The following is a 21,182-nucleotide window of genomic DNA, read 5'->3' on the forward strand; positions in this document are numbered from 1 at the left end:
ACGAAATGCGTCGTTCTGACGGCATGGACAGACACCGTAATATCCCGGAGACAAAAGAAAACGGCGGGGTTTCCCCCGCCGTTCCCGAAGCACTTGCCGGCGCGCTTAGCGGAGCAGCTGCAGCACGCTCTGCTGGCTCTGGTTGGCGAGCGCCAGCGCGGAGACCGCGATCGACTGGCGGGTCGACAGCGCCTGGCTGTTGGCCGCTTCCTCGTTGGTGTCGGCCAGCGTCAGGTTGGACGAACCGGTCTGCAGCACGTTGATCAGGTTCTTCGAGAAGTCCTGACGGATCTGCACGATCGACAGGTTCGAACCGAGCGTCGAGGCTTCGCTGCGCAACGCGGAGCTCGCCGAGCTCAGCGACGAGATGACGCTGTTCGCCGAGTTGTTGTCGAGGAAGTCGGTGCCGGCGGTCAGCGCCTTCAGACCGAGGCCGCTGGCATTGAAGGTGACGCCGGTGATGCTGAGTGTCGACTTGCCGGTCTCGTTGAAGGTCAGCTTCAGGCTGTCGCCGTTCAACAGGTTGATGCCGTTGAACGAGGCGTCCTGCGCCGTGGTCGTGATCTGCGCGATGGTGTTGTTGTACTGCGTCACCAGAGCGGCGCGCGCCGACTGCGAGGCCTGGTCGGCGACCGGGGCCGTGCCGGCCGCGCTGAACGTCGCGGTGCCGCCGCCGGTGTTGGTGAAGGTCACCGCACCGATCGTCGAGGACGCCGCGTCATTGGTCGTGGTGATGACGAGCTTGTTGGAGCTGTCGAGGCTCGCCGTCAGGTTGCTCGCCGCCAGCGACGTGTTCAGCTGCGCCAGCGACGTGCTGGCGCCGAAGGTGAAGCTGAAGGCGGGTTGGCCGGCCGAAGCCGCGATCGCCAGCACGTCGCCGCTCTTGATCGTGGTGCCGTCGACGAGGTTGGCAGACGTGCCGCCGAGCGCCGCAGTCGAGGTGACCTGCGACCTGGTGGTGTAGCCGGTCGGGCTCTGCAGCACCTGGTTGGCGATCGACTTCGCGGTATCGACCAGCTTCTGCAGCGAGGTGATGCCGGTGTTGGCGGCCTGCAGCACCTGCACACCGTTGCCGATGCCGTCGAGCAGGTTGTTGATGTCGCTGGCGCGGTTGTCGAGCGACTGCGCGGTGAAGAAGTTGGTCGGGTTGTCGAGCGCCGTGTTGACCTTCTTGCCGGTGGCAAGGCGGTTCTGCGTCGTGGAGAGCAGATCGGCGGTGGACTGGAGGGAGAGGAGGTTCTGGCGAACCGAGGAGGAGAGAATGATATCGGACATTTTCATACCTTTCTGGTGTGAAACTGAGGAAAAAGCCGCTCCAATCCTTTCTGATCGGGCGGATGGCCGATCCTGCGGTCTGGCCGCGAAGGAAAAAGAAATCTCCGGCACGGCATTTGAGACAAAGGCCGAAGAATAAAATTGTCGCCATTGGGCGAGGTTCACCCCGAAAGCTACTGAGACGACTGACAATTCCGGCCAGATAACGACGCCAGCGCCCGCCCCTCGTTCACCAAGCATTAACCATCATGGGAAAGGATCGCTGTCGCATCGGCCCCTGCCCGCAACGGCGGCTGCTAAGCAGTGCCGAACAACTTCGCTCCGCCAGCGAAGACGTCGCGCGACTGCAGGCAAAGGAGAACGGTCATGGCCCTGAAGGTCGAACTCAAACCGAACGAACGCATCATCGTCGGCAATTGCGTGATCACCAACACCGACCAGCGCGCCCGCCTGCTGATCGACGGCGACCGCATCCCGATCCTGCGCGAGAAGGATATCCTGACGCCCGAGACCGCGGATACGCCCGCGAAGCTGATCTATCTGGCCGTGCAGCTGATGTATCTGTCGCCGGACCCGATGGCGCACCACCCGACCTATTTCAGTCTGGTGCGCGACATCATCACCGCGATGCCGAGCGCGTGGCCCTTCATCGAAAGCGTCAACAACTTCATCCTCAACGGCGACCTCTATCACGCGCTGAAGGAATCCAAGAAGCTGATCGCACACGAAGAGAAGCTGCTGGAAACCGCGCGCGACCAGCAGAACGCCGAACGGGACGACACACGCAAGAGCGCGTAGAGCTTCTTGTTTTGACGCCTTTCTTCGCGCGAACCGGCGTCCACGTCGCTTGAAAACGCTCTAGCCCCACTCGACTGAACGAAAAAGGCCTCCGCGCGGAGGCCTTTTTGCTGGCTGGAGTTCAGGGGCGCGTGATCAGCTGATCGGGAGATATTTCAGCAGCGTCGTCTGATACAGCATCGACGTGGTCTGGTACGACGCCTGCAAGCTGGTTTGCAGCGCCAGGATCTTGGTCGCGACCTCGTCCTGATTGACGCCCTCGACCGAGTTGAGCATCGTTTCCGCCATCCCCTTCAGCTGGGTCTGCCGATCGGTGGCCGCCTTGGTCGCGGTCTGGGCACCGGCGAATTCGGCCTGCACGTCCTGGATCTGCTGCTGACCGTTTTGCGGGGCGAGGTTGGCGCTCACGCGCTGCGCGAGCGCCGTCACCTGCGCGCTCGCATTCGGGTTGCTGGCATTGGTGGTGACGGCTGCGTACACCGCGACGTTCTGCAGCAAATAGCGGAAGGCCTGCTCGTTGGCGCGCGCGCCATACTGCACGGTGATCGACTGATCGACCTGCGCGACCGCGGTGCCGCGCGCCGATCCCGGGCCATTCTCGCCGGTGTACCAGTAGACGGTGTTGCCGGGCGTGCCCGCGACCAGGTTGGTCGCGGTGTCGAACGGCGGTCCCCCTACCCTGAGCGGCGCCGGCGCTGCGGTGGTGTTGTTGGCGATGCCGAGCGCGCCGAGTGCGGCGGTATTGGAGCTCGAGATCGACAGGCTCTCGCCGTCGGCGCCGTGCAGGGTGATCGCGCCGTTGCTGATGGTCGACGGGTTCTTGGTGCCGCTGATCTGGTCGATCTTGGCCATCAGCGTCTGCACGCTGTCGGTGACGTTGACCTGGTTGCCGGTGGCGCCCGAGGCCGCGAAGGTGATCGGCGTGCCGTTCACCGTGATGGTATCGCCGGCGGCAAAGCTCGTCGACAGCGAGTCGGTGCCCGCCGCCCCCGACAGCGCCGTGGCGCCGCTGATCGGCGCCGGCGGCGTGTTCTGGTTGTTGACCGCGGCGCCCGAGACGGTCGCGACCGGATTGAAGAAATTGTTCGACGCTGCGACCGCGGACGCCGCGACCAGCGACGTGTCGCTCAACGTCTTGATCGACGAGGTCAGCGTCGACTGCAGGTTGGCCGTCGTCGCCGCGGTGTCGGTGCCGATCAGGAACGAACCGGCGGGCGGCGGGTTCGTCGTGGTCGCCGTGAGTTCGATCGCTTCGGTGGTGCCGTCGGGCAGCGTGAAGTTGAACTTGATCTTGTCGCCGTCCTTCGGATTGACGGCGCCGAGATCGACCGACGCGGTCTTCGGCGTGCCGGCCGGCTGCGTCACCGTGGCGCCACCCGTCAACGACGACTGCACCGACAAGAGCTTCAGGCCGAACGGCGAGCCGTCCTCGGCGATACTCGTGACCGTCGTGGTCGCCGGCGGCGACGAGACGCTCAGGCGTCCCATCATGCCGGCGCCCTGATCGGCCTGCTTGCGCTCATTGATGAGCTGCGTCAGGCCGGCCTGGGTTGCCGTGCCCTTGAGCATGGTATCGGCGGACACCGTGGCCGGCGTATCCATCGCGCGACCGGAAAACAGATAGCGGTCGCCCGACTGGCTGTTCAGCATCGCGACCGCGTTGGCGAAGGCCGCCTGCGCCGTGATCTGGCCCGAGGTCTGGCCGCTGTCGTTGAGCGTCAGCGTCGCCGTCGTCGCGGCGTTCTTCACCTGGGTCCCGACGTCGGACAGGCCCTGCAGGGTGAGGTTCGCGACACTCAGGCGCGTGTTGAGGTTGGTTGCGGTATCGGAGAATGCGTTGATGCCGCTGATCTGCGCGCGCAGGCTGAGCGCGAAACCGCGATCGAGCCCCTGCCCCGCATAGGTCGTCGATACCTTGCCGGTCGCAAGCTGCGTGGTCAGGTCATTGAGCTGATTCCGCAGGTTGAGGATCGTGGTGCCGATATAGGAAGTTCTGCCGCTTACGCCGTCGATCGACATGTTACCCTCACGTGAGCTGCAGCAGCGCGTTCGTACATCTGCTTGATCGACGACATCACGCGCGCATTGGCGGAATAGGCGTTCTGCAGCGAAAGCAGATGCGCCATCTCCTCGTCCATGTTGACGCCGGAGGTCGAGTCCATCTTGGTCTGCAGCGTGTTCAGCACGACGTCCTGGCCGTCAGCCAGTTGCTTGGCGGCGGTCGCCGACTCGCCCTGCTGGCTGATGAACTGCTTGGCAAAGTTGAGCAGCGTGCCGGTGAACGGCGCGCCTGACGTGCCAAGGCCGGTCTGCGGCGAATAGCTGTACGAGGCGTTCGACAGCTGGTTCAGAACGAGGTTGGCGCGCGTGGTGTCGCCGGCCGGCGTCTGCGGATTGGTCGAGTACACCACCATGCGCGAGGGATCGCCGATCAGGCCGGTGTTGACGCTGATGCGCGCGGCAAGGCCGGTGGTCTGCGAGCCGTTCGCGGTGATCGCGCCGGTGTAGAGTCCGCCATTGTCGGTGAACAGCGGAAGGTGCGGATCGCCCGAGGTCAGCGACGAAACTGTCGACGTGACCGACGCCGCGGTCACATCGGCCTTGTTGACGGCGCCGTCGTCGAGCACGCGCAGCGTCGACCCGGACGGATTGGAGAATTGCAGGCCGGTTCCGCCGAGTGCGCCGTTGAGCTGCGACAGCACCGAGCTCATGCCGCCTGAGAAATCGATGCCCAGCACCTCGTCGTTCGGATCGACGGTCGCGGTATTGCTCAGCGGCAGCACGCTCGGATCGTCGACGCGAATGATCGACAGATTATGCGTGAGGCCGGTGGTGTTGTCCTTGTAGGAGACGTGGATGGTGTTGCCGTTCAGCAGCCCCGAGAGATCGAGGTCGAAGCCGGACTGCGCCCCCGCCGTCGCCGCGGTGCCCGCGGTCGTCTTGTCCGACAACGCGCTCGACATCGCGGCGGCGAACTGATCGATCTGTGTCTGGGCCTGCGCCAGCGTGTTGTCGCGCAACTCGAGATAGGCGGCGATCTTGCCGGAGCGAATCGAGTTGGTCGACACCATGTCATAGGTGCCGCCATGCGGGAACGTGATGGTGATGGTGCCGACCGTGCTCTTGGTCGGGTCGGTATTGTACAACGTGTTGGGCGTCATCGTGCCCTGGGCGTTGAAGCTGAGCGTCGCGGCCTCGGTGCCGACCAGCTGCACGCCAGAATTGGTGAACACGCTCACCTGGTTCTGGCTGTTGGTGACGGTGCGGATGTCCATGAGCTGCGAGAGCTGCGTGACGTAGCGGTCGCGCTGATCGAGCAATGCCGCGGTCGAGGCATCGGTCGTGCCGCCATTGGCCGCCAGCTGGACATTGAGGCACGCGATCTGCTGCAACGCATTGTTGGCGCTGTTGATGGAGTCGCTGATGCCGGCCTCGGCGTTGGCGCGCAGCGTCTGGATTCCCTGCGAGGTCGCGTTGAGCTGCTGCGCCATCGATTGCGCGGCATTGATCACGCCGATGCGGGCCGACTGCGATTCCGGGCTGGTCGACAGCCCCTGCAGCGCGGTCAGGAACTTGTTGTAGGCGTCCTCGATCGTGCCGGTGGAGTCGGGATTGCCGTACACGCCCTGCAAATTGGCCAGGAAATCCGAGCGGACGTCGGCGTAGGCCGCGCCCGACGTCTCGGTGCGAAGCTGGGTCTGCAGGAATTCGTCGAGCTGGCGGTTGACGCCGGTGATGAGGACGCTCGATCCGTACTGGCCGGTGGTGCCGGTGACCTGGTTGAGCGTCTTCCTGACGTAGCCGGGCGTCTCCGCGTTGGCGACGTTCGACGACACGAGCGAGAGCGAGGCCTGCGTGGCGCGCAGGCCCGACATCGCGGTGGAGAGGGCTTGGCTCAAACCCATGATGTGTACTCGCCTTTACTTCTTCACACGTGCAGCAACGATGCGATCAGCGCACCACGTTCAGGAGATCCTGCACCATCGAATTGGTTGTGGTGATCACCTTGGTGTTCGCCGAATAGGCCTGCTGGGTCACGATCAGCTTGGTGAATTCGTCGGCGATATCGGTGTTCGAGCTCTCGAGCGAGGAACCGACGATGGTGCCGGCCTTGCCGAACAGCGCCGCGCCGGACTCGTCGGTCGCCTCGAACGCACCGCCGTCGATGCGCTTGAGGAAGTTGGTGCCGTTGAAGGTCGCCACCGAGATTTCGGCGAGGTCGATGTTGCGGCCGTTGGTATAGTTGCCGACGATGCGGCCGTTGGTGGAGACGCTGACCGACTGCAGCTGGCCGGCGGGGAAGCCGTCCTGCTGGATCTGGTTGACCTGAACGTTGCCGTTGGCGTCGGCGAACTGGGTCACGCCGCCGGAGCCGAAATTGATCACGGGGCTGCCCAGCGACACACCGTTGACGACGGCATTGGTGAGCGCCACCGAGGAGATCGCCGGCGACATCTGGCCGTTCGAGGCGAAGGTGAAGTTGACGTTGACGTTCTGCCAGGAGACCTGCGTGCCGGTCGCATTGGGATTGACCTGGTAGAACAGGTTCCAGGTGTCGGTATGTGGGCTGCCCAGCGAGGAGCTGTCGGTCTTGGCCCAGCGGAATTGCAGGTTCACCGGCGCACCCGAGACGTCGTAGGCCGTAACGGCGCCGCCCGAGACGGATTCGTTCAGGAAGGTCGAGTTGTCGTTGCCGACCACCTGGCCGGTGCCGACCGTGCCGCCGCCGCCGCGGGTCGCAACCGCCGAGCCGGTGAAGCCGAGCGCCGCGAAGGCGGTCGAGTTCGAGCTCGTCACGTTGAGGTCCGCCAACTTGCCGGAGTGCAGAGTGATCTTGCCGCCGCTGATTGTCGATGGCGTCGTGGTGCCGGTAATCGCGTCGATCTTGGCGAGCAGCGTTCCGATGCTGTCGGTGACGTTGAGCTGGTTGCCGGTCGCACCCGAAGCCACGAAGGTGATGACGGTGCCGTTGACCGTGATCGTATCGGCGGGCACGACGGGTGGGCCGGCCGAACCGGCGCTGAAGCTGGTGTTGATTGAATCGGTGCCCGCAGCGCCCGAAAGCAAGGTCGCGGCGGTATTGTCCACCGACGGCGTCGCCTTGTTCTTCTGCTCCGTGCCGGTGACGGAGGAATCGGTATACGGCGCGGCCGGCGTGCCCAGCACCAGCGGGTTATAGCCGGCGCTGAACGCGCCCGGCCGGATCAGCTCGGAACCGGGAACCGAAGTGTCGTGCGCGGTGGTCAAGGGATAGGACGCGAGGTTGGCGCGATAGTCGATCTTGGTGGTCTGCTGCGCCGGCAGGAAGTTGTTCTTGAATTGCAGCACCTGCGGCGATGAGCCTGCCGGGTTGCCGGTGGTCGGGTCGATCGGCACGCCCTCGAGATAGTAGCCGGCGCCGTTGACGAGATAGCCGTCCTTGTTGAGCTGGAAATCGCCGCGGCGGGTGTAGCGGTCGACGCCGTCGAACACCGGCGCACCGTCGGTGAAGCTGCCGGGCTTCTGCACCGCGAAGAAACCGTTGCCGTTGATCGCCATGAAGGTCGCGACCGATGCCGACTGGACGTCGCCCTGCACCGAGTTGGTCGAACGGGACTGCGCGGTGACGCCGCCGGCGAGTTGCGCGGTCAGCGCGGTCTGCGGGACGAGGTCGAGGAACGAGGTATCGATGCGCTTGAAGGCTGTGGTCTGGGAGTTGGCGATGTTGCCGGAGATGTTTTCGAGCGCGTACGACCCCGCGCGCAAGCCACCGACAGCCGTCGTGAGAGCGCCGAAGATACCCATGACATGTTCTCCAATTCGATTCCCGGCGGCTGGCAATCACAGGAATGGCCGCATCGGCGGAGCATGTCGCAAAGGTCGTGCCACGAAACAAAACGCAACAAAATCATCCGCTTGAAAAAAATGCCCCGGTCGTTCGACCGGGGCACATTTGCCGGGAGCGGCAACAATTGCCGGGAAGGAATGTCAGGTCGCCGACGGCGCCGCCGGGTGAAACACCAGCGCGAAACCGTCCATGCAGTAGCGCAGTCCGGTCGGTTTCGGGCCGTCGTCGAAGACGTGGCCGAGATGGCCGCCGCAGCGGCGGCAATGCACCTCGGTGCGCACCATGCCGAAGGTGCGGTCCGACGTCGTGCCGACCGCATTGTCCAGCGGCTTGTAGAAGCTCGGCCAGCCGGTGCCGCTCTCATACTTGGTCTCGGACGAGAACAGCGGCAGGTCGCAGCCGGCGCAGGCGAAGGTGCCCTTGCGGTGCTCCTTGAGCAGCGGGCTCGATCCCGGCCGCTCGGTGCCCTGGTTGCGCAGGATCTCGTATTGCTGCGGCGTCAGCTGCGCGCGCCATTCGGCGTCGGTCTTCTCGATCTCGAATTTCTCGGCGGCCTGCGCCGGCGAGGCGCGCAGCCAGCGGAAGGCGGCGAAACCGAACAGGCCGGCGACGGAAGCAAGCAGGATGCGGCGATCGATCATCAATCATCTCCGGTGCGGACGGCTCAGGGGGCGTGCCCGAGGTTCGTCAACAGATACGAACCCCGCCGGCGGACGTTACATCCGCCCGTCGGAGATCCGCTCACTTTCTTGCGAGGCATCCGGATACGGCGCCTCGCCGTCCTCGATCGGCCTGGGCGCGGACGGACGCGCCGGCCGGACGGCCGACGGGGGTGGGCGGCGGGGTGCAGGTCCCCGGGTTCCCGCCCTGAGATCGGCCTCGGCGAGCCGCGCCTCGCGCACGCGTTCCTTCGCACGTGCACCCTCGCGGTAGCGCGCCAGAACACCCGCCACGGACGCGGCCCCCCTCGCCCACAGGCTGACGAAATGACCGGCGACGCGGCCGGTGGTGCCGCCGGCCCAGACCAACTCGAACGGCGAAAACAGCCGCCAGCGATCGTCGCCCCGCAGGATGCTGCGCGCGATCAGCTGCCCGGCGAGCGCCGAAGTGTTGAGTCCCTGCCGGCCGAAGCCGCTCGCCACCCACAGGCCCCGGCGCAACTGGCCGATCTGCGGCATGCCATGCACGGTGACGCCGACCGCGCCGCCGAACATCTCCGCGATCGGAACCTTGCCGAGTTGCGGAAACACCGTGGCGACGCGGCGCTGCACCGCCGAGCTGAGGCGCTCCGGCCGTGCGTCCCAGGTGGTTTCGGGGCTGGCCCACAGCAGCCGATCGCCATCGACGACACGGAAATGGTCGATGCCGTCGCTGTCGACGACCGAGCCGGGAAAGGCGATGGTCTCGGCCAGCCGCTCCCCGAGCGGCTCGGTCAATGCCGCGTAGCGCCACACCGGCAGCAGCGTATCGGACAGCCGCTTCAACGGCGCACCGAGATGGATATTGCCGGCGAGGACAATATGGTTGGCCCGCAGCCGCGCCGTCGGCGTCACGATGCGTTTGCGGATGCCGGAAAAATCGATGCTGACGACCGGCGTCTCCTCGAAGATCCGCACGCCAGCTCGCATCGCCAGCGCGGCGAGGCCGTGCACATATTTGCGGCCATCGATCTGGAACGCCTTCGGATAATAGATGCCGTGGAAATAGCGGCCGGTCCTGAGCACGCTGCGCACGCGATCGACCTGCCAGCCCTCGACCTCGGTCGCGAAATCCTCGCCGAGCGTCTGCAGACGGCCGATCAGCGCCTCGCCGACATCGACATTGGAGACTTCCAGCGCGCCATCGCTCGGCTTGATGCCCGGGATCAAATCTTCGGTAGCGGTGGCGCGGACATAGTCGGCGCCCTCCTTCGATAGCGCCCACAATTCGCGGGCATCGTCGAGGCCGACGCGCTCGATCACATCTGATATCGGCAGGCCGAATCCCGGCATCACGGTGCCGAGATGATGACCGGAGGCGTTCCAGCCGATCTGGCGGCCCTCGAGCACGGCAACGCTCGCACCGAGCCGCGCCGCCTCACGCGCCACGGTCAGGCCGGCCAGTCCGGCCCCGACCACGCAAATGTCGACGTCGAGGTCGAACGCCAGACGGTCGCGGAACGGCGAGGCCGCCTGATCGGGGCCGTCCGCCGCACTTGTGGAACTCTCGCTCATGGCGTTTCTTACGGACCGCTGCGGCGCTTGTCACCTTGTCCAGGGCATGAGCCTGTAGAATTAATTCGACCTGACCGAATCGAGAATGGAAGTCCATGCGCCGTTTGCTGCTGCTGCGTCACGCCAAAACCGAACACGACGCGCCTTCGGGGCACGACCAGGACCGCCGTCTCGACGAGCGCGGCCACCGCGACGCAGCGGAGATCGGCGGCTGGATCGCCCGTCATCCACCCCTGCCCAATCTGGCGCTGGTCTCGCCGGCTGTCCGCACCAGGCAGACCTGGAGATCGTGCGCGAGGTGCTGAAGGGCGCCGGGTCTGCGCCGAAAGTCGAATTCGTGCCGGACCTCTACGGCGCCGATCCGGCGCAATTGCTGACCGCGATCCGGATGGCTTCGGTCACCGATCCGAAGCGGCTGATGCTAATCGGCCATAACCCCGGCATGCACGAGCTCGCGCTGACCTTGACCGGCAGCGGCGACGAGGCCGCAAAGCGCGCGCTCGGCAACAATCTGCCGACCTCGGGGCTCGCCGTCTTCGACTTCGCGACCGACGACTGGAACGACGTCTCGTTCCGGCGCGGCAAGCTCGTCCTGTTCGTCAGCCCTAAGCTGTTGAAGCAGGCCTCGCGCAGCTGACGCAAGCGGACAGCGCCGCGCCGCCATGCTATATTGGCCTCTGCGCGACAGGGGGACCGGTTCGCGTCGATACCAGAACGACTTCAAGAAGAAGAAGGCGCGCGTCCCGGGCACCGGGACCAAACGGCTCCAGACCAATCGCGGACAGGAGGCGCAGATGTACAAGTCCATTCTCGTTCCGATCGACCTCGCCGATACCGATCTGGCGAAGCCGGCGATCGCAACCGCTGCAACATTGTCGCAAACATGGAACGGGACGGTTCGTCTGCTCAACGTGCTGCCGATGACGCCGGTGATGCTCGCCGAATACGTGCCGGCGGATTTCGACAGCCAGCAGCGCGAAACGTCGGAAGAGGCGCTTGCGATCGTCGCGCGCGAATCCGGCATCGCGCCCTCCCGCATCTCGGGCGTGGTCCGCCAGGGCGGCATCTATCACGAGATCCTCGAGGAGGCCGCGACCATGAAGGCCGACCTGATCGTGATGACCTCGCACCGGCCGGCGATGCGCACCTACTTCCTCGGCTCCAATGCCGGGCACGTGGTGCGCTACGCCAAATGCTCGGTGCTGGTGGTACGGCACTAAAGCGGGATGAGTTACGGGGTCGCCGCAGGCGGCGCTGCCAAAATATCGAAAACAACCCCATGCAAAGTAGCCGGCGGCGGCCGGCGTTCGACCAGGCGACTTGACACGTCGGGCAACTCAGGAATATTCTTCTAATATTCCGAAATTGCGCCCACATCCCCTCGCCCCCAGGCGAGAGAGGGGACGCGCCCTATTTGCGGTCGCAGCCTAATCTCAGCCTGCTTTAATCCAACCAGGACGTGGACTCATTAGCGCGTAGCCACAGCCGGATTGACGCGAGTTGGATGAATGCGAGGCAGTTGGCAGCGAGTTTGTCGTAGCGCGTTGCCACACGCCGGCAGTACTTGAGCGGACTTCGCTGACGAGTTTGGAATAGGTGGTCCGATACAGCAGTTTGTTCGCTATCCCCTTAAGGTCGAGGCAATCAAGCCACGCTATTGTCTCGCCTGTATCCTTCAAGATGGTAACGGTTGGCACCAAGGGTAATGTCTGGTTACTTCCTCACTGCCTGTCTGATCGTGGTAGCCTTGAGTTTCGAGGTATCGTTTCGTCGATCCTGAATCTATCACGGAACTCTGAGCTGCTTGGCCCGGCCCAGCGGCTCGCAGTTCGGCGGCGTGCGATTTGGCCGGCAGGCTGCGGGCTAATTTGCCTGCTGCTGGGGTGGATCGTACTTCATTTTGTTCAAGACAAGTTTGTTCTCTCCGTGACGGGCAGTCTAATGGTGCTTAGTGCCTCTTTCTTCACCGGATCGTTTATCGGCGTTATGGCCGGGACAGTGAATCGGGTTTGAAGCCCCGGGATCAACGCAAAGCGAAAAAGTGCATCAGGCCATGGCCGCCGACAAGCTGCCATGACTCTGGCATCGTCCTGTTGATGTCCCTGTTTTGGCCCCAACCCCGACATGTCCGCACGCTCGCGGAGTATCCATTGGCTGATTGCGTCGCTACCGCCGCGCCAGATTGAGCCTTCAGCACGGCACCGGTGGCAGCGTCACCGCTATTGCTATTTCGTGAATCTGGGCCTTGTTGATGTCGGCGGCGTTGGCGCCGCGGGCTGAAGATTGAACGTCAGCCAGACGTTCCAGCCTGCTGGCCGATTTTCATTGGCGAATTCGCCGTAGCCCTTCAGGTTCAGATATCCCTGCATGTCTCCGACCGGAAAAATGTAGCCGACCTGCGGGCCGACACCGGCCACGCGCGACCGGAAGCAGCCGACGCGATCGCCGGAGCCGCTGTCGCAGCCGAGCTGCTGATAGAGGTAACCGACGAGGCCGACCTGCCACTGCTTGGTCAGGAATTGCGATGCGCCCCAGTCGAGGTGCATGTCGACGCCGCTTTGATATTGGGTGGAGGGGTTGACGAAGTTGTACGTGAATCCCAGCACCGTCGAAAATTCGTGCCCGGTCTTTGGATCGAAATAGGTGTAGCCGCCGCCTGCGTCGACTGCCCAGTGCCCAAGCCCCAGATTCGCAAGGCGGCCCGACTGGTAGGCGCCGACCGGAAGGTCGGCGGTAACGTACGTCATGTAATTGTTGACACCGGCATTCCAGCGCAGCGCGAACTGCGGGATCAGGTCGCCGAATGCGATGAGCGAGCTGTCGATGCTGTCAAACCGGGAGAAGGGGAACGTGCCGCCGCCCGGTCCCGTCAATGTCCCAACGAGCGATCCCGCCAGCGACGTGGAGTTGGAGCCGTAGGTCGCCAACAGGCTGGCAGAGGCCTGACCGCCCAGCACCGGCGTTGCAAAGGTGTAGGTCCCGGCGACAAGTCCAAGATTTACATTCGCATTGACGCTCGCGTTGACGTTGGCCGTCAGATTCGCGGGAAAGCGACCAAGCGTGATTTCGCGCGACCGCGCCACGTCGCCGCCGGCGGAAACAGAGGTGTGATAATAAACCGAGGTCACCGACCAGCCCGGCGCCTGCTGAGGAACAGCCGCGAGGCTGCCAAAAAATCCGGGCAGCCAAAAGCTGATGCCATTTTCATCGGCACGGGCCGCTTGGGTGGAAAGCACCAGCAGAGCGGCAAGCACCCCAACACTCAAATGCCACTGCGAAAAAAATCTGCGTCCCAGATTCAGTTTAAAGTGCCGCATCGCCGATTCCCCGACTCTCGCGATCCCACCATTGCTCCGGCGGGGTAGAAACTCGGAAAGAATAAGCTGACGCCGCCGTTCGTCCACGCGAATTCGGCAGAGTTGAGTTCAGCCGGAGGTTTAGTGGAAGGTTGTGTCCATAACGCCACAACCCTGGCACTTTTTGCATAGTCGTCAGGGGCTCTCGGCAAGGAAGAGGCGGCCTGGCTCGATTGATCTAGATCAATAGAAGAAGGTTGTGCCGCTGCGAACGTACCACCGCTTCAGATGTTCGATTGTCATGTTGACTGACTAAGGTGTTAAGCCGCGCTCCTCCCCGGAAGAATTGGCGCTAAAAAGCTGCCGAGAGAGAGAGATTCCTGGGGCGACGCTCGTAATTTTGAAACTCGTTCACTGCGAGTAGCCCATGCACGACGTTGGCGTTGCGGCAGGCGTACCTTTGTCGGATGGGCCCAGTGAGGGGGGTATGGCCTGGATTCCGGGCGGCACGTTCCGCATGGGCTCCGACAGCCACTATGCCGAAGAGGCGCCGGTCCATCGCGTCTCGGTGAGCGGCTTCTGGATGGACCGGACGCCGGTCACCAATCGCGATTTTCGCAAGTTCGTCAACGCAACCGGCTACGTGACGTCAGCGGAGACGCGGCCTGACGCAAAGGACTATCCCGGCGCGCTGCCGCACATGCTCAAGGCAGGGTCGCTGGTTTTCACGCCACCGAAGCGTCCGGTCGATTTGCGCGACTGGTCGCAATGGTGGCGTTTCAAATTTGGCGCCAACTGGCGCCGGCCGTACGGCCCCCGCAGTTCGATCAGCGGCCTCGACGATCATCCCGTGGTCCACATTGCTTATCGTGATGCCGAGGCCTACGCGGCGTGGGCTGGCAAGGACTTGCCGACCGAAGCCGAATGGGAGTTTGCCGCGCGCGGCGGCCTCGACGGAGCCGAGTTCGCCTGGGGCGACGAGCTGATGCCCGCCGGCAGGCCAATGGCGAATACCTGGCAAGGTGTTTTTCCATACCAGAATCTCAGCGACGATGGTCACACGCGCACCTCGCCGGTGACGGCGTTCCCGCCGAATGGCTACGGCCTTCATGACATGATCGGCAACGTCTGGGAGTGGACCACCGATTGGTGGTCCACCAGGCATGCGCCCGACGCGGCCAAGGCGTGCTGCGTTCCTCACGATCCACGCGGCGGGCGAGAGCAAGACAGCCACGACCCGTCTCTGCCCAAGATCAAGATTTCCCGCAAGGTTCTCAAAGGCGGCTCGCATCTCTGCGCGCCGAATTACTGCCGTCGCTATCGCCCGGCTGCGCGCCATGCGGAAGCGGTGGATACGTCCACGAGCCATGTTGGCTTTCGATGCATCATAAGGAAGGGAGCAAGTGATGAGCGACGACAAGGATAACGCCTCACGCGATATGAGCCGTCGAAATGTTTTGCTCGCGACGACAAGCCTGGCGGCGGCATCCGCATTAGGCGCCGCCGCATCGGTCGAAAAGGCACTGGCCCAAGCGCAGCAGACACCGAGCGGACAGCGGCCCAATATCGTCGTCATCATGGGGGACGACATCGGCATCTGGAATATCGGTGCTTACCATCGTGGCATGATGGCCGGCCGGACGCCGAACCTCGACAAGATCGCCGCAGAAGGCATGCTGTTTACCGATTATTACGCCGAGGCGAGTTGCACCGCAGGCCGCGCCAACTTCATCACCGGCGAGCTGCCGATCCGCACCGGCATGACAACGGTCGGCCAGGCCGGCGCCCCCACAGGCTTGCCGGCGGAGGCAGTGACCATTGCCACCGCGCTCAAGGGCATGGGCTATGCCACCGGCCAATTCGGCAAGAACCACCTTGGCGACAAGAACGAATTTCTGCCGACCGTGCACGGCTTCGACGAGTTCTTCGGCTATTTGTATCACCTCGACGCGATGGAAGATCCGGCCCACCCTGCTTATCCGCAGGAGCTGTTGAACAAGGTCGGCCCGCGCAACATGATCCATTCGTGGGCGACCAATGTGGACGACGCCACCGTGGATCCCCGCTGGGGCAAGGTCGGCAAGCAGAGGATTGAAGACGCCGGAACGCTCTATCCCAAGCGGATGGAGACGGTGGACGATGAGATCCGAGACTTCGCCTTGTCGTTCATTGAAAGGGCCAAGGCCGATAACAAGCCGTTCTTCTTGTGGCTCAATCCGACCCGCATGCACATCGTCACGCATTTGTCGCCGAAGTACCAGGCGATGCGCAACTCCAAGAACGGTGGTCGATTCATGAAGCCGGCATGGCGCAGCTCGACGACGATGTCGGCCTCGTCATGAAAAAACTCAAGGACATGGGCGTGGATGACAACACCATTGTCATCTTCACCACGGATAACGGCACCGAGGTCTTCACTTGGCCGGATGGCGGACAGACGCCTTTCGCGCAGAGCAAAGGTACGGTCATGGAAGGCGGCTTCCGCGCGCCGGCGATGATCCGCTGGCCGGGCAAGGTGCCGGCGGGCAAGGTCGAGAACGGCATCATCTCCGGTCTGGACTGGTTCCCGACCCTGCTGGCGGCTGCCGGCAACCCTGATATTGTCGAGCAACTGAAGAAGGGCAAGCAAATCGGGGATCGCAACTACAAGTGCCATCTAGATGGCTATAATCAGATGGACATGATCACCGGCAAGGGTCCGTCGAACCGACACGAAATCTGGTACTTCGGCGAGAGCGAGCTGGGGGCCGTGCGCATCGACGACTACAAGTATCGTTTCATCGACCAGCCCGGTGGCTGGCTGGGCGAAAAAGCCAAGGTTGACGTCCCCTACCTGATCAACCTCCGTCTGGATCCGTTCGAGCGAACGGGCTGGCCCGACAGCGGGACCAAATACGGCGCGCAACAGTACTTCGACTGGTTCAAATATGAGTTCTGGCGCTTCGTGTTCGTTCAACAGGAGGTCGAGAAGCTGGCCATGACCGCAGTCGAGTTTCCGCCGATGCAGAAGGGCGCGAGCTTCAACCTCGATGCCGTGAAGGCGAAAATCGAGGCCGCCAGGACGGCAATGGCAAAATGAGATTCATGATCGTGTTGGGCGGCGTCCATGCCGCCCAACACCGTCTCCTTCAGCCTTTCGATATCGCAGGTCGGTTTACCGAAATCCGCTTCCGGGAGTGGAGCGGGCCAAGAGCGGTGTTCGCCTAGAGGCGATTCCGTTGCGGCTGCATCCGACGCACCTCGCGCTCGATACTGGCGGCGACCAGCGGCGCCTTGTCGGCGGCGATGGGCGGGGAAAACACGAAGCCCTGCACCAAATCGCAATCGAGCCCGCCGAGCACGTCCAGTTCGGCGGACAATTCGGCGCCCTCCGCCACGACCGTCATGCCGAGCCCGTGCGACAGGGCGATGATGCCGCCGAGCAGCTTGCGCTTCTCCGGCGCGGTGGAAATGCCATCCACGAAGGCGCGGTCCACTTTCAGGCAGTCGAAAGGAAGGCGCGTCAGGTAGCCGAGCGAGGAATAGCCCGAGCCGAAATCGTCCAGCGCCAGCCGAGCGCCCAAGCCGGACAGCGCCGTCAGCGTGCGACTGATCCGTTGCTCGGTATGATCCACGAACAGGCTTTCGGTCAGCTCCAGGCAGAGCAGCTCCGCCGGAAAGCCGGTCTCTGCCAGGATGGCCGAGACCGCGGTCTCGAAATCCACGCTCCAGATCTGCGCCGGCGAGACATTGACCGAGATGGAGCGCGGCGGCATCCCGGCATCCAGCCAGGCGCGGCCCTGCCGGCAGGCTTCGCGCAGCACCCACAGGCCGAGGTCGACGATGAGGCCGGAGCTTTCGGCGATCGGGATGAACTCCGCCGGCGAGATCGGCCCGCGCTCGGGATGGGTCCAGCGCAGCAGCGCCTCGAAACCGGTGACGCGGCCGGTCTTCAGATCCACCTGCGGCTGGTAATGGGCCTCGAGGGCGCCGGCCTCCACGGCGTGGCGCAGATGGCGGCCGAGATCGAGCCTTTCATCGACCGCCTGCGCATAGACCGGCTCGAACAGTTGCGCCCGGCCGCGCCCGGCCTCCTTGGCCATGTAGAGCGCGAGGTCCGCGTTGCGCACGGCGGTCTCAGCCGTCGCGCCGTGCTCCGGCAAGCGGGCGATGCCGATGGTGGCGCCGACCGAGGCCTCGCCCTCGGCGAGATCGACGGGGCCGGACAGTTTGCCGACGAGCCGATCGGCAAGCCCGGTCAGCGCGGCGTCGGACGTGTCGCATCCGTCCGCCAGCACAGCGAATTCGTCGCCGCCGAGCCGGGCGATGAAGGCGCGCGGCCCCAAGTCCTGCCGCAACGCAGCCGCCACCTTGATCAGCAATTCGTCACCGGCGGCATGGCCGAGGGAATCATCGACCTCCTTGAAGCGATCGAGGTCGATGAGCAGCAGCGCACCAGTCCGGCCTCCCTGGGAGCAGCCTTCGGTCAGGGCGGCGAGCTGGCGCGTGAACAGCGCGCGATTGGCAAGGCCGGTCAATGGATCGCTGTAGGCGAGCTGCTCGAGCTGGCGCTCGGCTTCCTTGCGCTCGGTGACGTCCTGCACGGTACCGACGATGCCGATGACCTTGTCGTGGGCAACCTCCGCCTTGCAGATCACAGCCAGATCGCGGGGCATGCCGTCCGCGTGCAGGATGCGCAGGTCGGTGGCCTCGGTCCGGCGGGTGCGCAGCACCCGTTTCTGCACATCCCGGAAGCGGTCGGCGTCGCCGTCCAGGAAATAGGGTCCCATGTTCTCGTCGGTCGGCTCGAACGTGTCGGGCAAGCCGAGGAGCTGGTAGAGTTCGGGCGCCCAGATCGGGCGGCCGCTGTCCAGCCGGAAGCTCCAGGTGCCGATCTTGCCGAGGCGGTGGGCCTCCTCCAGCGCCCGCGTGCGCTGGTCGAGCAGCGCCTTGGCCGCCCTGAGCTGGGTGATGTCGCTGGAGGTGCCGCGATAGCCGAGAAAGCTGCCGTCATCGGCGAAGATGGGCTTGCCGCTGGTGCAGATACTGACGCGCGAGCCGTCCTTGCCGATCAGCGTATAGGTGAAGTCGCGAAAAGGGCGATGGGCCTCCATATCGGCCCGGTGCCGCGCCATCGCCTCGCCATCCTCGGGCGCATAAGTCAGTTCCCAGCGCGCCTTCCTGCCAGCGGCCACCGTCTGGAACGCCGCATTGCCGGCAAGCGATTTGGGATAGGGCAGCAGCCGATGCTCGGCGTCGCTCTCCCAGCACCAGTCCGAGGCGGTGCTGACGAAATCGGCCAGCCGTTGCTCGCTCTCCGCCAGGCGCCGCAGCGCGGAGGTCTCCTCCGTGACGTCGCGGACGATGCCGGACACGCGTCGAACCTGGCCGTCCGCGTCGAATTCCGGCTCGCCGTGCACCACGCAGTCGAGCAGGCTGCCATCGGAACTGCGGAGCCTCGTCCGCACCGCATAGGGCCGCCCCTCCGCCCAGCAGGCCGCGTAATGCGCCTCCAGGAGCTTCCGGCTTTCAGGCAGATAGCGCTCGCGCACCGTGGCGATGGGGATGTAGCCGTCGGCTGTGTCGAATTCGTAGAATGCGGCGAGCTCGGGCGATATCCAGAGATCGGTCGCGGCGGCACTCTGCGACTCCCAGTAGCCCATGCGGGCCAACCGGATCGCACAGCGCAGCGATCGCTCCTCATGCCAGCGGCGACGCGCTTCCCGGGTCGGGGCCTGCCCTTGCGACAATTTGCGAGCGGCCATCGGTCCCCAACTCAACGCTAGCGTACGCAGCTAACAGGCTAGCATAGAGCGTCACAACCTTGGAGCGACGGCGGTGACGAGCCGGGGCTCTTCCGCTTCTTTGGTGTAGTTTCGGTGAATTCTGCAACCGGCAGTCGGCGCCCGGCCCTAAGGCGCGACGTGATTGGGTTGAATTGTCATCGCGCTTTAGCTCTTTGTTTGAGCATGACCTTTTTGGAAAACCGCTTCGCACTTTTCCGGATCATGCATTAGCGCAGCACCGGCATCTTAACGGATCCGCACCAGCTCAAGGTCGAAGTCGCCGGTGACGGCGGTCTCGATCTGGCAGCGCGAGAGTCCGATATCACGCAGCGCCCGGTCATCGAGCTGGCGCAGCGTCTTGATCGCCTCGCGGCGCACCCAATAGGTCGCGAGTGCATCGCCCCACACTCGGAGCAATCGGAGCAATCCGCCTAATGTACCAGGCCGCGCGGGCACTGCAGCGGCTGAGGATATCGCTGACATTATCATCTCCTTCGCTGCCCATGGACAAAGCTACGCCATTGACGCAAACGCCATTTCAGCGCTTGCGTCGTGGGGACCTCGGATTGCTTGCGCGCTCCTCGGTGCAATCATGGGCTTGTTCCCTCCTAAATGATCCGGTACATTGCTCGGAGCAAGTAAAACATTGCTCTCGGTGCAATAATGTCGAGGTTCGAATATCTGAAGCTGGCGGATGCGGTGGCCGCCGAGATCGCCAGCGGCGCGCTGAAGGCGGGCGACCGGCTGCCGCCGCAGCGTCATTTCGCCTATGACCGCAACATCGCCGTCTCGACGGCGAGCCGGGTCTACACCGAACTGTTGCGGCGCGGGTTGGTAGTCGGTGAAGTCGGCCGCGGCACTTTCGTGTCCGGCGAGGCACGCCGCGGCATCACGGCCCCGACCGAGCCGCGCGGCGCCCGCATCGACCTTGAGTTCAACTATCCGCTGCTGCCGCACCAGGCGACGATGATCGCCAAGAGCCTCGAAGGACTGGAGCGGCCCGAGGTGCTCGAGGGCGCGCTGCGGCCGGCGACCAGCTTTGGCACGCGGGCGGCACGCACCATCTCCTCGGAATTTCTGGCGCGCAAAAGCTGGACGCCAAATCCCGACCAGATCGTGTTCACCGCCAATGGCCGGCAATGCATCGCCGCCGCGCTCGCCGCCGTGGTGCCACCCGGCGGACGCTGCGGCGTCGAGGCGCTGACCTACCCGTTCGTCAAGGGCATCGCGGCGCGGCTCGGCATCTCGCTGGTGCCGCTCGCGATGGACGAACACGGCGTGCGACCGGATGCGGTGCAGAAGGCGCATCGCGAGGCGCACCTGTCCGCGATCTACGTCCAGCCCACGATCCAGAACCCGCTCAGCATCACCATGCCGGCCGAGCGCCGCGCCGAGCTGTTGCGCGTGGTGGAGAAGCTCGGCCTCATCGTCATCGAGGACGGCGTCTACGGATTCCTCGACGATGAGGCGCCGCTCGCCGCGCTCGCGCCCGACAGCTGCATCGTGCTCGACAGCCTGTCGAAGAAGGTCGCGCCGGGCCTCGCGCTCGGCTTCATCGTGTCGCCGCCGCGGCTGCGCGAGAGCATCATGGCCGCGGTGCGCTCGGGCGGCTGGACCGCGTCGGGCTACGCCTTCGCCGCGGGGCAGCGGCTGATGGCCGACGGCACCGCCGCCGAATTGTCACGGCTGAAACGGATCGACGCCGGCCGCCGCCAGCAGCTGGCGGCGAAGCATCTGGCCGATTTCGAGATCCAGACCAACCCGAAGTCCTATCATCTCTGGCTCACGCTGCCGCCGCACTGGCGCTCGCAGACCCTGGTCGCGGCCGCGGCGCGCCGCGACATCGCGCTGACGCCGTCGACCACCTTCGCAGCCACACCGGGCCATGCTCCCAATGCGGTGCGACTCGCGCTGGCCGCGCCGCCGATGGAGCAACTCGACCTCGGCCTGCGCACGCTGGCAGGCATGCTGAGCGCGACCGAAGAGGATTTTGACTCGACGGAGTGAG

Annotated in this window: 13 protein-coding genes and 3 pseudogenes; 6 read left to right on the top strand and 10 right to left on the bottom strand. The window is 64.5% G+C overall.

Annotated features, from left to right (window positions below):
• Positions 1-105: 105 nt before the first annotated feature.
• Positions 106-1,275 carry a flagellin gene (locus ACSKB9_RS09535; protein WP_028337699.1) on the bottom strand — a complete coding sequence of 390 codons (1,170 nt, stop codon included), beginning with the start codon at positions 1,273-1,275 and terminating at the stop codon, positions 106-108.
• Between the two features lie 366 nt (positions 1,276-1,641).
• On the opposite strand from ACSKB9_RS09535, the gene flbT reads away from it, so the two are divergent.
• Positions 1,642-2,073: a flagellar biosynthesis repressor FlbT gene (flbT, locus tag ACSKB9_RS09540; protein WP_028337700.1), complete on the top strand. Its 432-nt coding sequence runs from the start codon at positions 1,642-1,644 to the stop codon at positions 2,071-2,073.
• 135 nt (positions 2,074-2,208) lie between these two features.
• Here flbT and ACSKB9_RS09545 read toward each other — a convergent pair whose 3' ends face one another.
• From ACSKB9_RS09545 to ACSKB9_RS09565, 5 genes are all read right to left on the bottom strand, one after another.
• Positions 2,209-4,092: a flagellar protein gene (locus tag ACSKB9_RS09545; protein WP_438072754.1), complete on the bottom strand. Its 1,884-nt coding sequence runs from the start codon at positions 4,090-4,092 to the stop codon at positions 2,209-2,211.
• A complete protein-coding gene (gene flgK, locus ACSKB9_RS09550) occupies positions 4,074-5,978 on the bottom strand; it encodes a flagellar hook-associated protein FlgK (RefSeq protein ID WP_438072755.1) in 1,905 nt (634 codons plus the stop codon). The genes ACSKB9_RS09545 and flgK overlap by 19 nt, the downstream gene beginning before the upstream one ends.
• Before the next feature lie 46 nt (positions 5,979-6,024).
• Complete coding sequence (locus tag ACSKB9_RS09555; protein ID WP_438072757.1) at positions 6,025-7,857, bottom strand: flagellar hook-basal body complex protein; 1,833 nt, start codon at positions 7,855-7,857, stop codon at positions 6,025-6,027.
• A gap of 183 nt (positions 7,858-8,040) precedes the next feature.
• On the bottom strand, positions 8,041-8,541 hold the full coding sequence (msrB, locus tag ACSKB9_RS09560) for a peptide-methionine (R)-S-oxide reductase MsrB (protein WP_057016674.1): 501 nt from the start codon (positions 8,539-8,541) through the stop codon (positions 8,041-8,043).
• Between the two features lie 75 nt (positions 8,542-8,616).
• The gene (locus ACSKB9_RS09565; protein WP_438072759.1) at positions 8,617-10,113 is read right to left on the bottom strand and encodes an NAD(P)/FAD-dependent oxidoreductase; all 1,497 of its coding nucleotides are present in this window, start codon (positions 10,111-10,113) and stop codon (positions 8,617-8,619) included.
• Between the two features lie 95 nt (positions 10,114-10,208).
• Between ACSKB9_RS09565 and ACSKB9_RS09570 the strand changes: the two are divergent.
• Together ACSKB9_RS09570 and ACSKB9_RS09575 are read left to right on the top strand one after the other, a co-directional pair.
• A pseudogene (locus ACSKB9_RS09570) lies at positions 10,209-10,750 on the top strand (SixA phosphatase family protein).
• A 157-nt stretch (positions 10,751-10,907) separates the two neighbouring features.
• On the top strand, positions 10,908-11,333 hold the full coding sequence (locus ACSKB9_RS09575; protein WP_016840840.1) for a universal stress protein: 426 nt from the start codon (positions 10,908-10,910) through the stop codon (positions 11,331-11,333).
• 223 nt (positions 11,334-11,556) lie between these two features.
• Here the strand turns inward: ACSKB9_RS09575 and ACSKB9_RS09580 are convergent.
• Both ACSKB9_RS09580 and ACSKB9_RS09585 read right to left on the bottom strand, forming a co-directional pair.
• Positions 11,557-11,688, bottom strand: a pseudogene (locus tag ACSKB9_RS09580) (IS5/IS1182 family transposase); the annotation flags it as partial.
• A gap of 650 nt (positions 11,689-12,338) precedes the next feature.
• On the bottom strand, positions 12,339-13,430 hold the full coding sequence (locus ACSKB9_RS09585) for a SphA family protein (protein WP_438072761.1): 1,092 nt from the start codon (positions 13,428-13,430) through the stop codon (positions 12,339-12,341).
• A gap of 406 nt (positions 13,431-13,836) precedes the next feature.
• Here ACSKB9_RS09585 and ACSKB9_RS09590 point away from each other — a divergent pair, with 406 nt between their 5' ends.
• Both ACSKB9_RS09590 and ACSKB9_RS09595 read left to right on the top strand, forming a co-directional pair.
• On the top strand, positions 13,837-14,835 hold the full coding sequence (locus tag ACSKB9_RS09590; protein WP_438072763.1) for a formylglycine-generating enzyme family protein: 999 nt from the start codon (positions 13,837-13,839) through the stop codon (positions 14,833-14,835).
• Positions 14,836-14,848: 13 nt separating this feature from the next.
• A pseudogene (locus ACSKB9_RS09595) lies at positions 14,849-16,488 on the top strand (arylsulfatase).
• Positions 16,489-16,612: 124 nt separating this feature from the next.
• Here ACSKB9_RS09595 and ACSKB9_RS09600 read toward each other — a convergent pair.
• Both ACSKB9_RS09600 and ACSKB9_RS09605 read right to left on the bottom strand, forming a co-directional pair.
• On the bottom strand, positions 16,613-19,153 hold the full coding sequence (locus ACSKB9_RS09600) for a sensor domain-containing protein (RefSeq protein WP_438072765.1): 2,541 nt from the start codon (positions 19,151-19,153) through the stop codon (positions 16,613-16,615).
• A 267-nt stretch (positions 19,154-19,420) separates the two neighbouring features.
• On the bottom strand, positions 19,421-19,582 hold the full coding sequence (locus ACSKB9_RS09605; protein ID WP_080583391.1) for a DUF1127 domain-containing protein: 162 nt from the start codon (positions 19,580-19,582) through the stop codon (positions 19,421-19,423).
• 255 nt (positions 19,583-19,837) lie between these two features.
• On the opposite strand from ACSKB9_RS09605, the gene ACSKB9_RS09610 reads away from it, so the two are divergent.
• Positions 19,838-21,181 (top strand): PLP-dependent aminotransferase family protein, encoded by a 1,344-nt coding sequence (locus tag ACSKB9_RS09610; protein ID WP_438072767.1) that lies wholly within the window; start codon positions 19,838-19,840, stop codon positions 21,179-21,181.
• Position 21,182: the final 1 nt, after the last annotated feature.

Source organism: Bradyrhizobium sp. BR 1433 (genome assembly GCF_051547665.1).
Lineage (GTDB): Bacteria > Pseudomonadota > Alphaproteobacteria > Rhizobiales > Xanthobacteraceae > Bradyrhizobium > Bradyrhizobium australafricanum.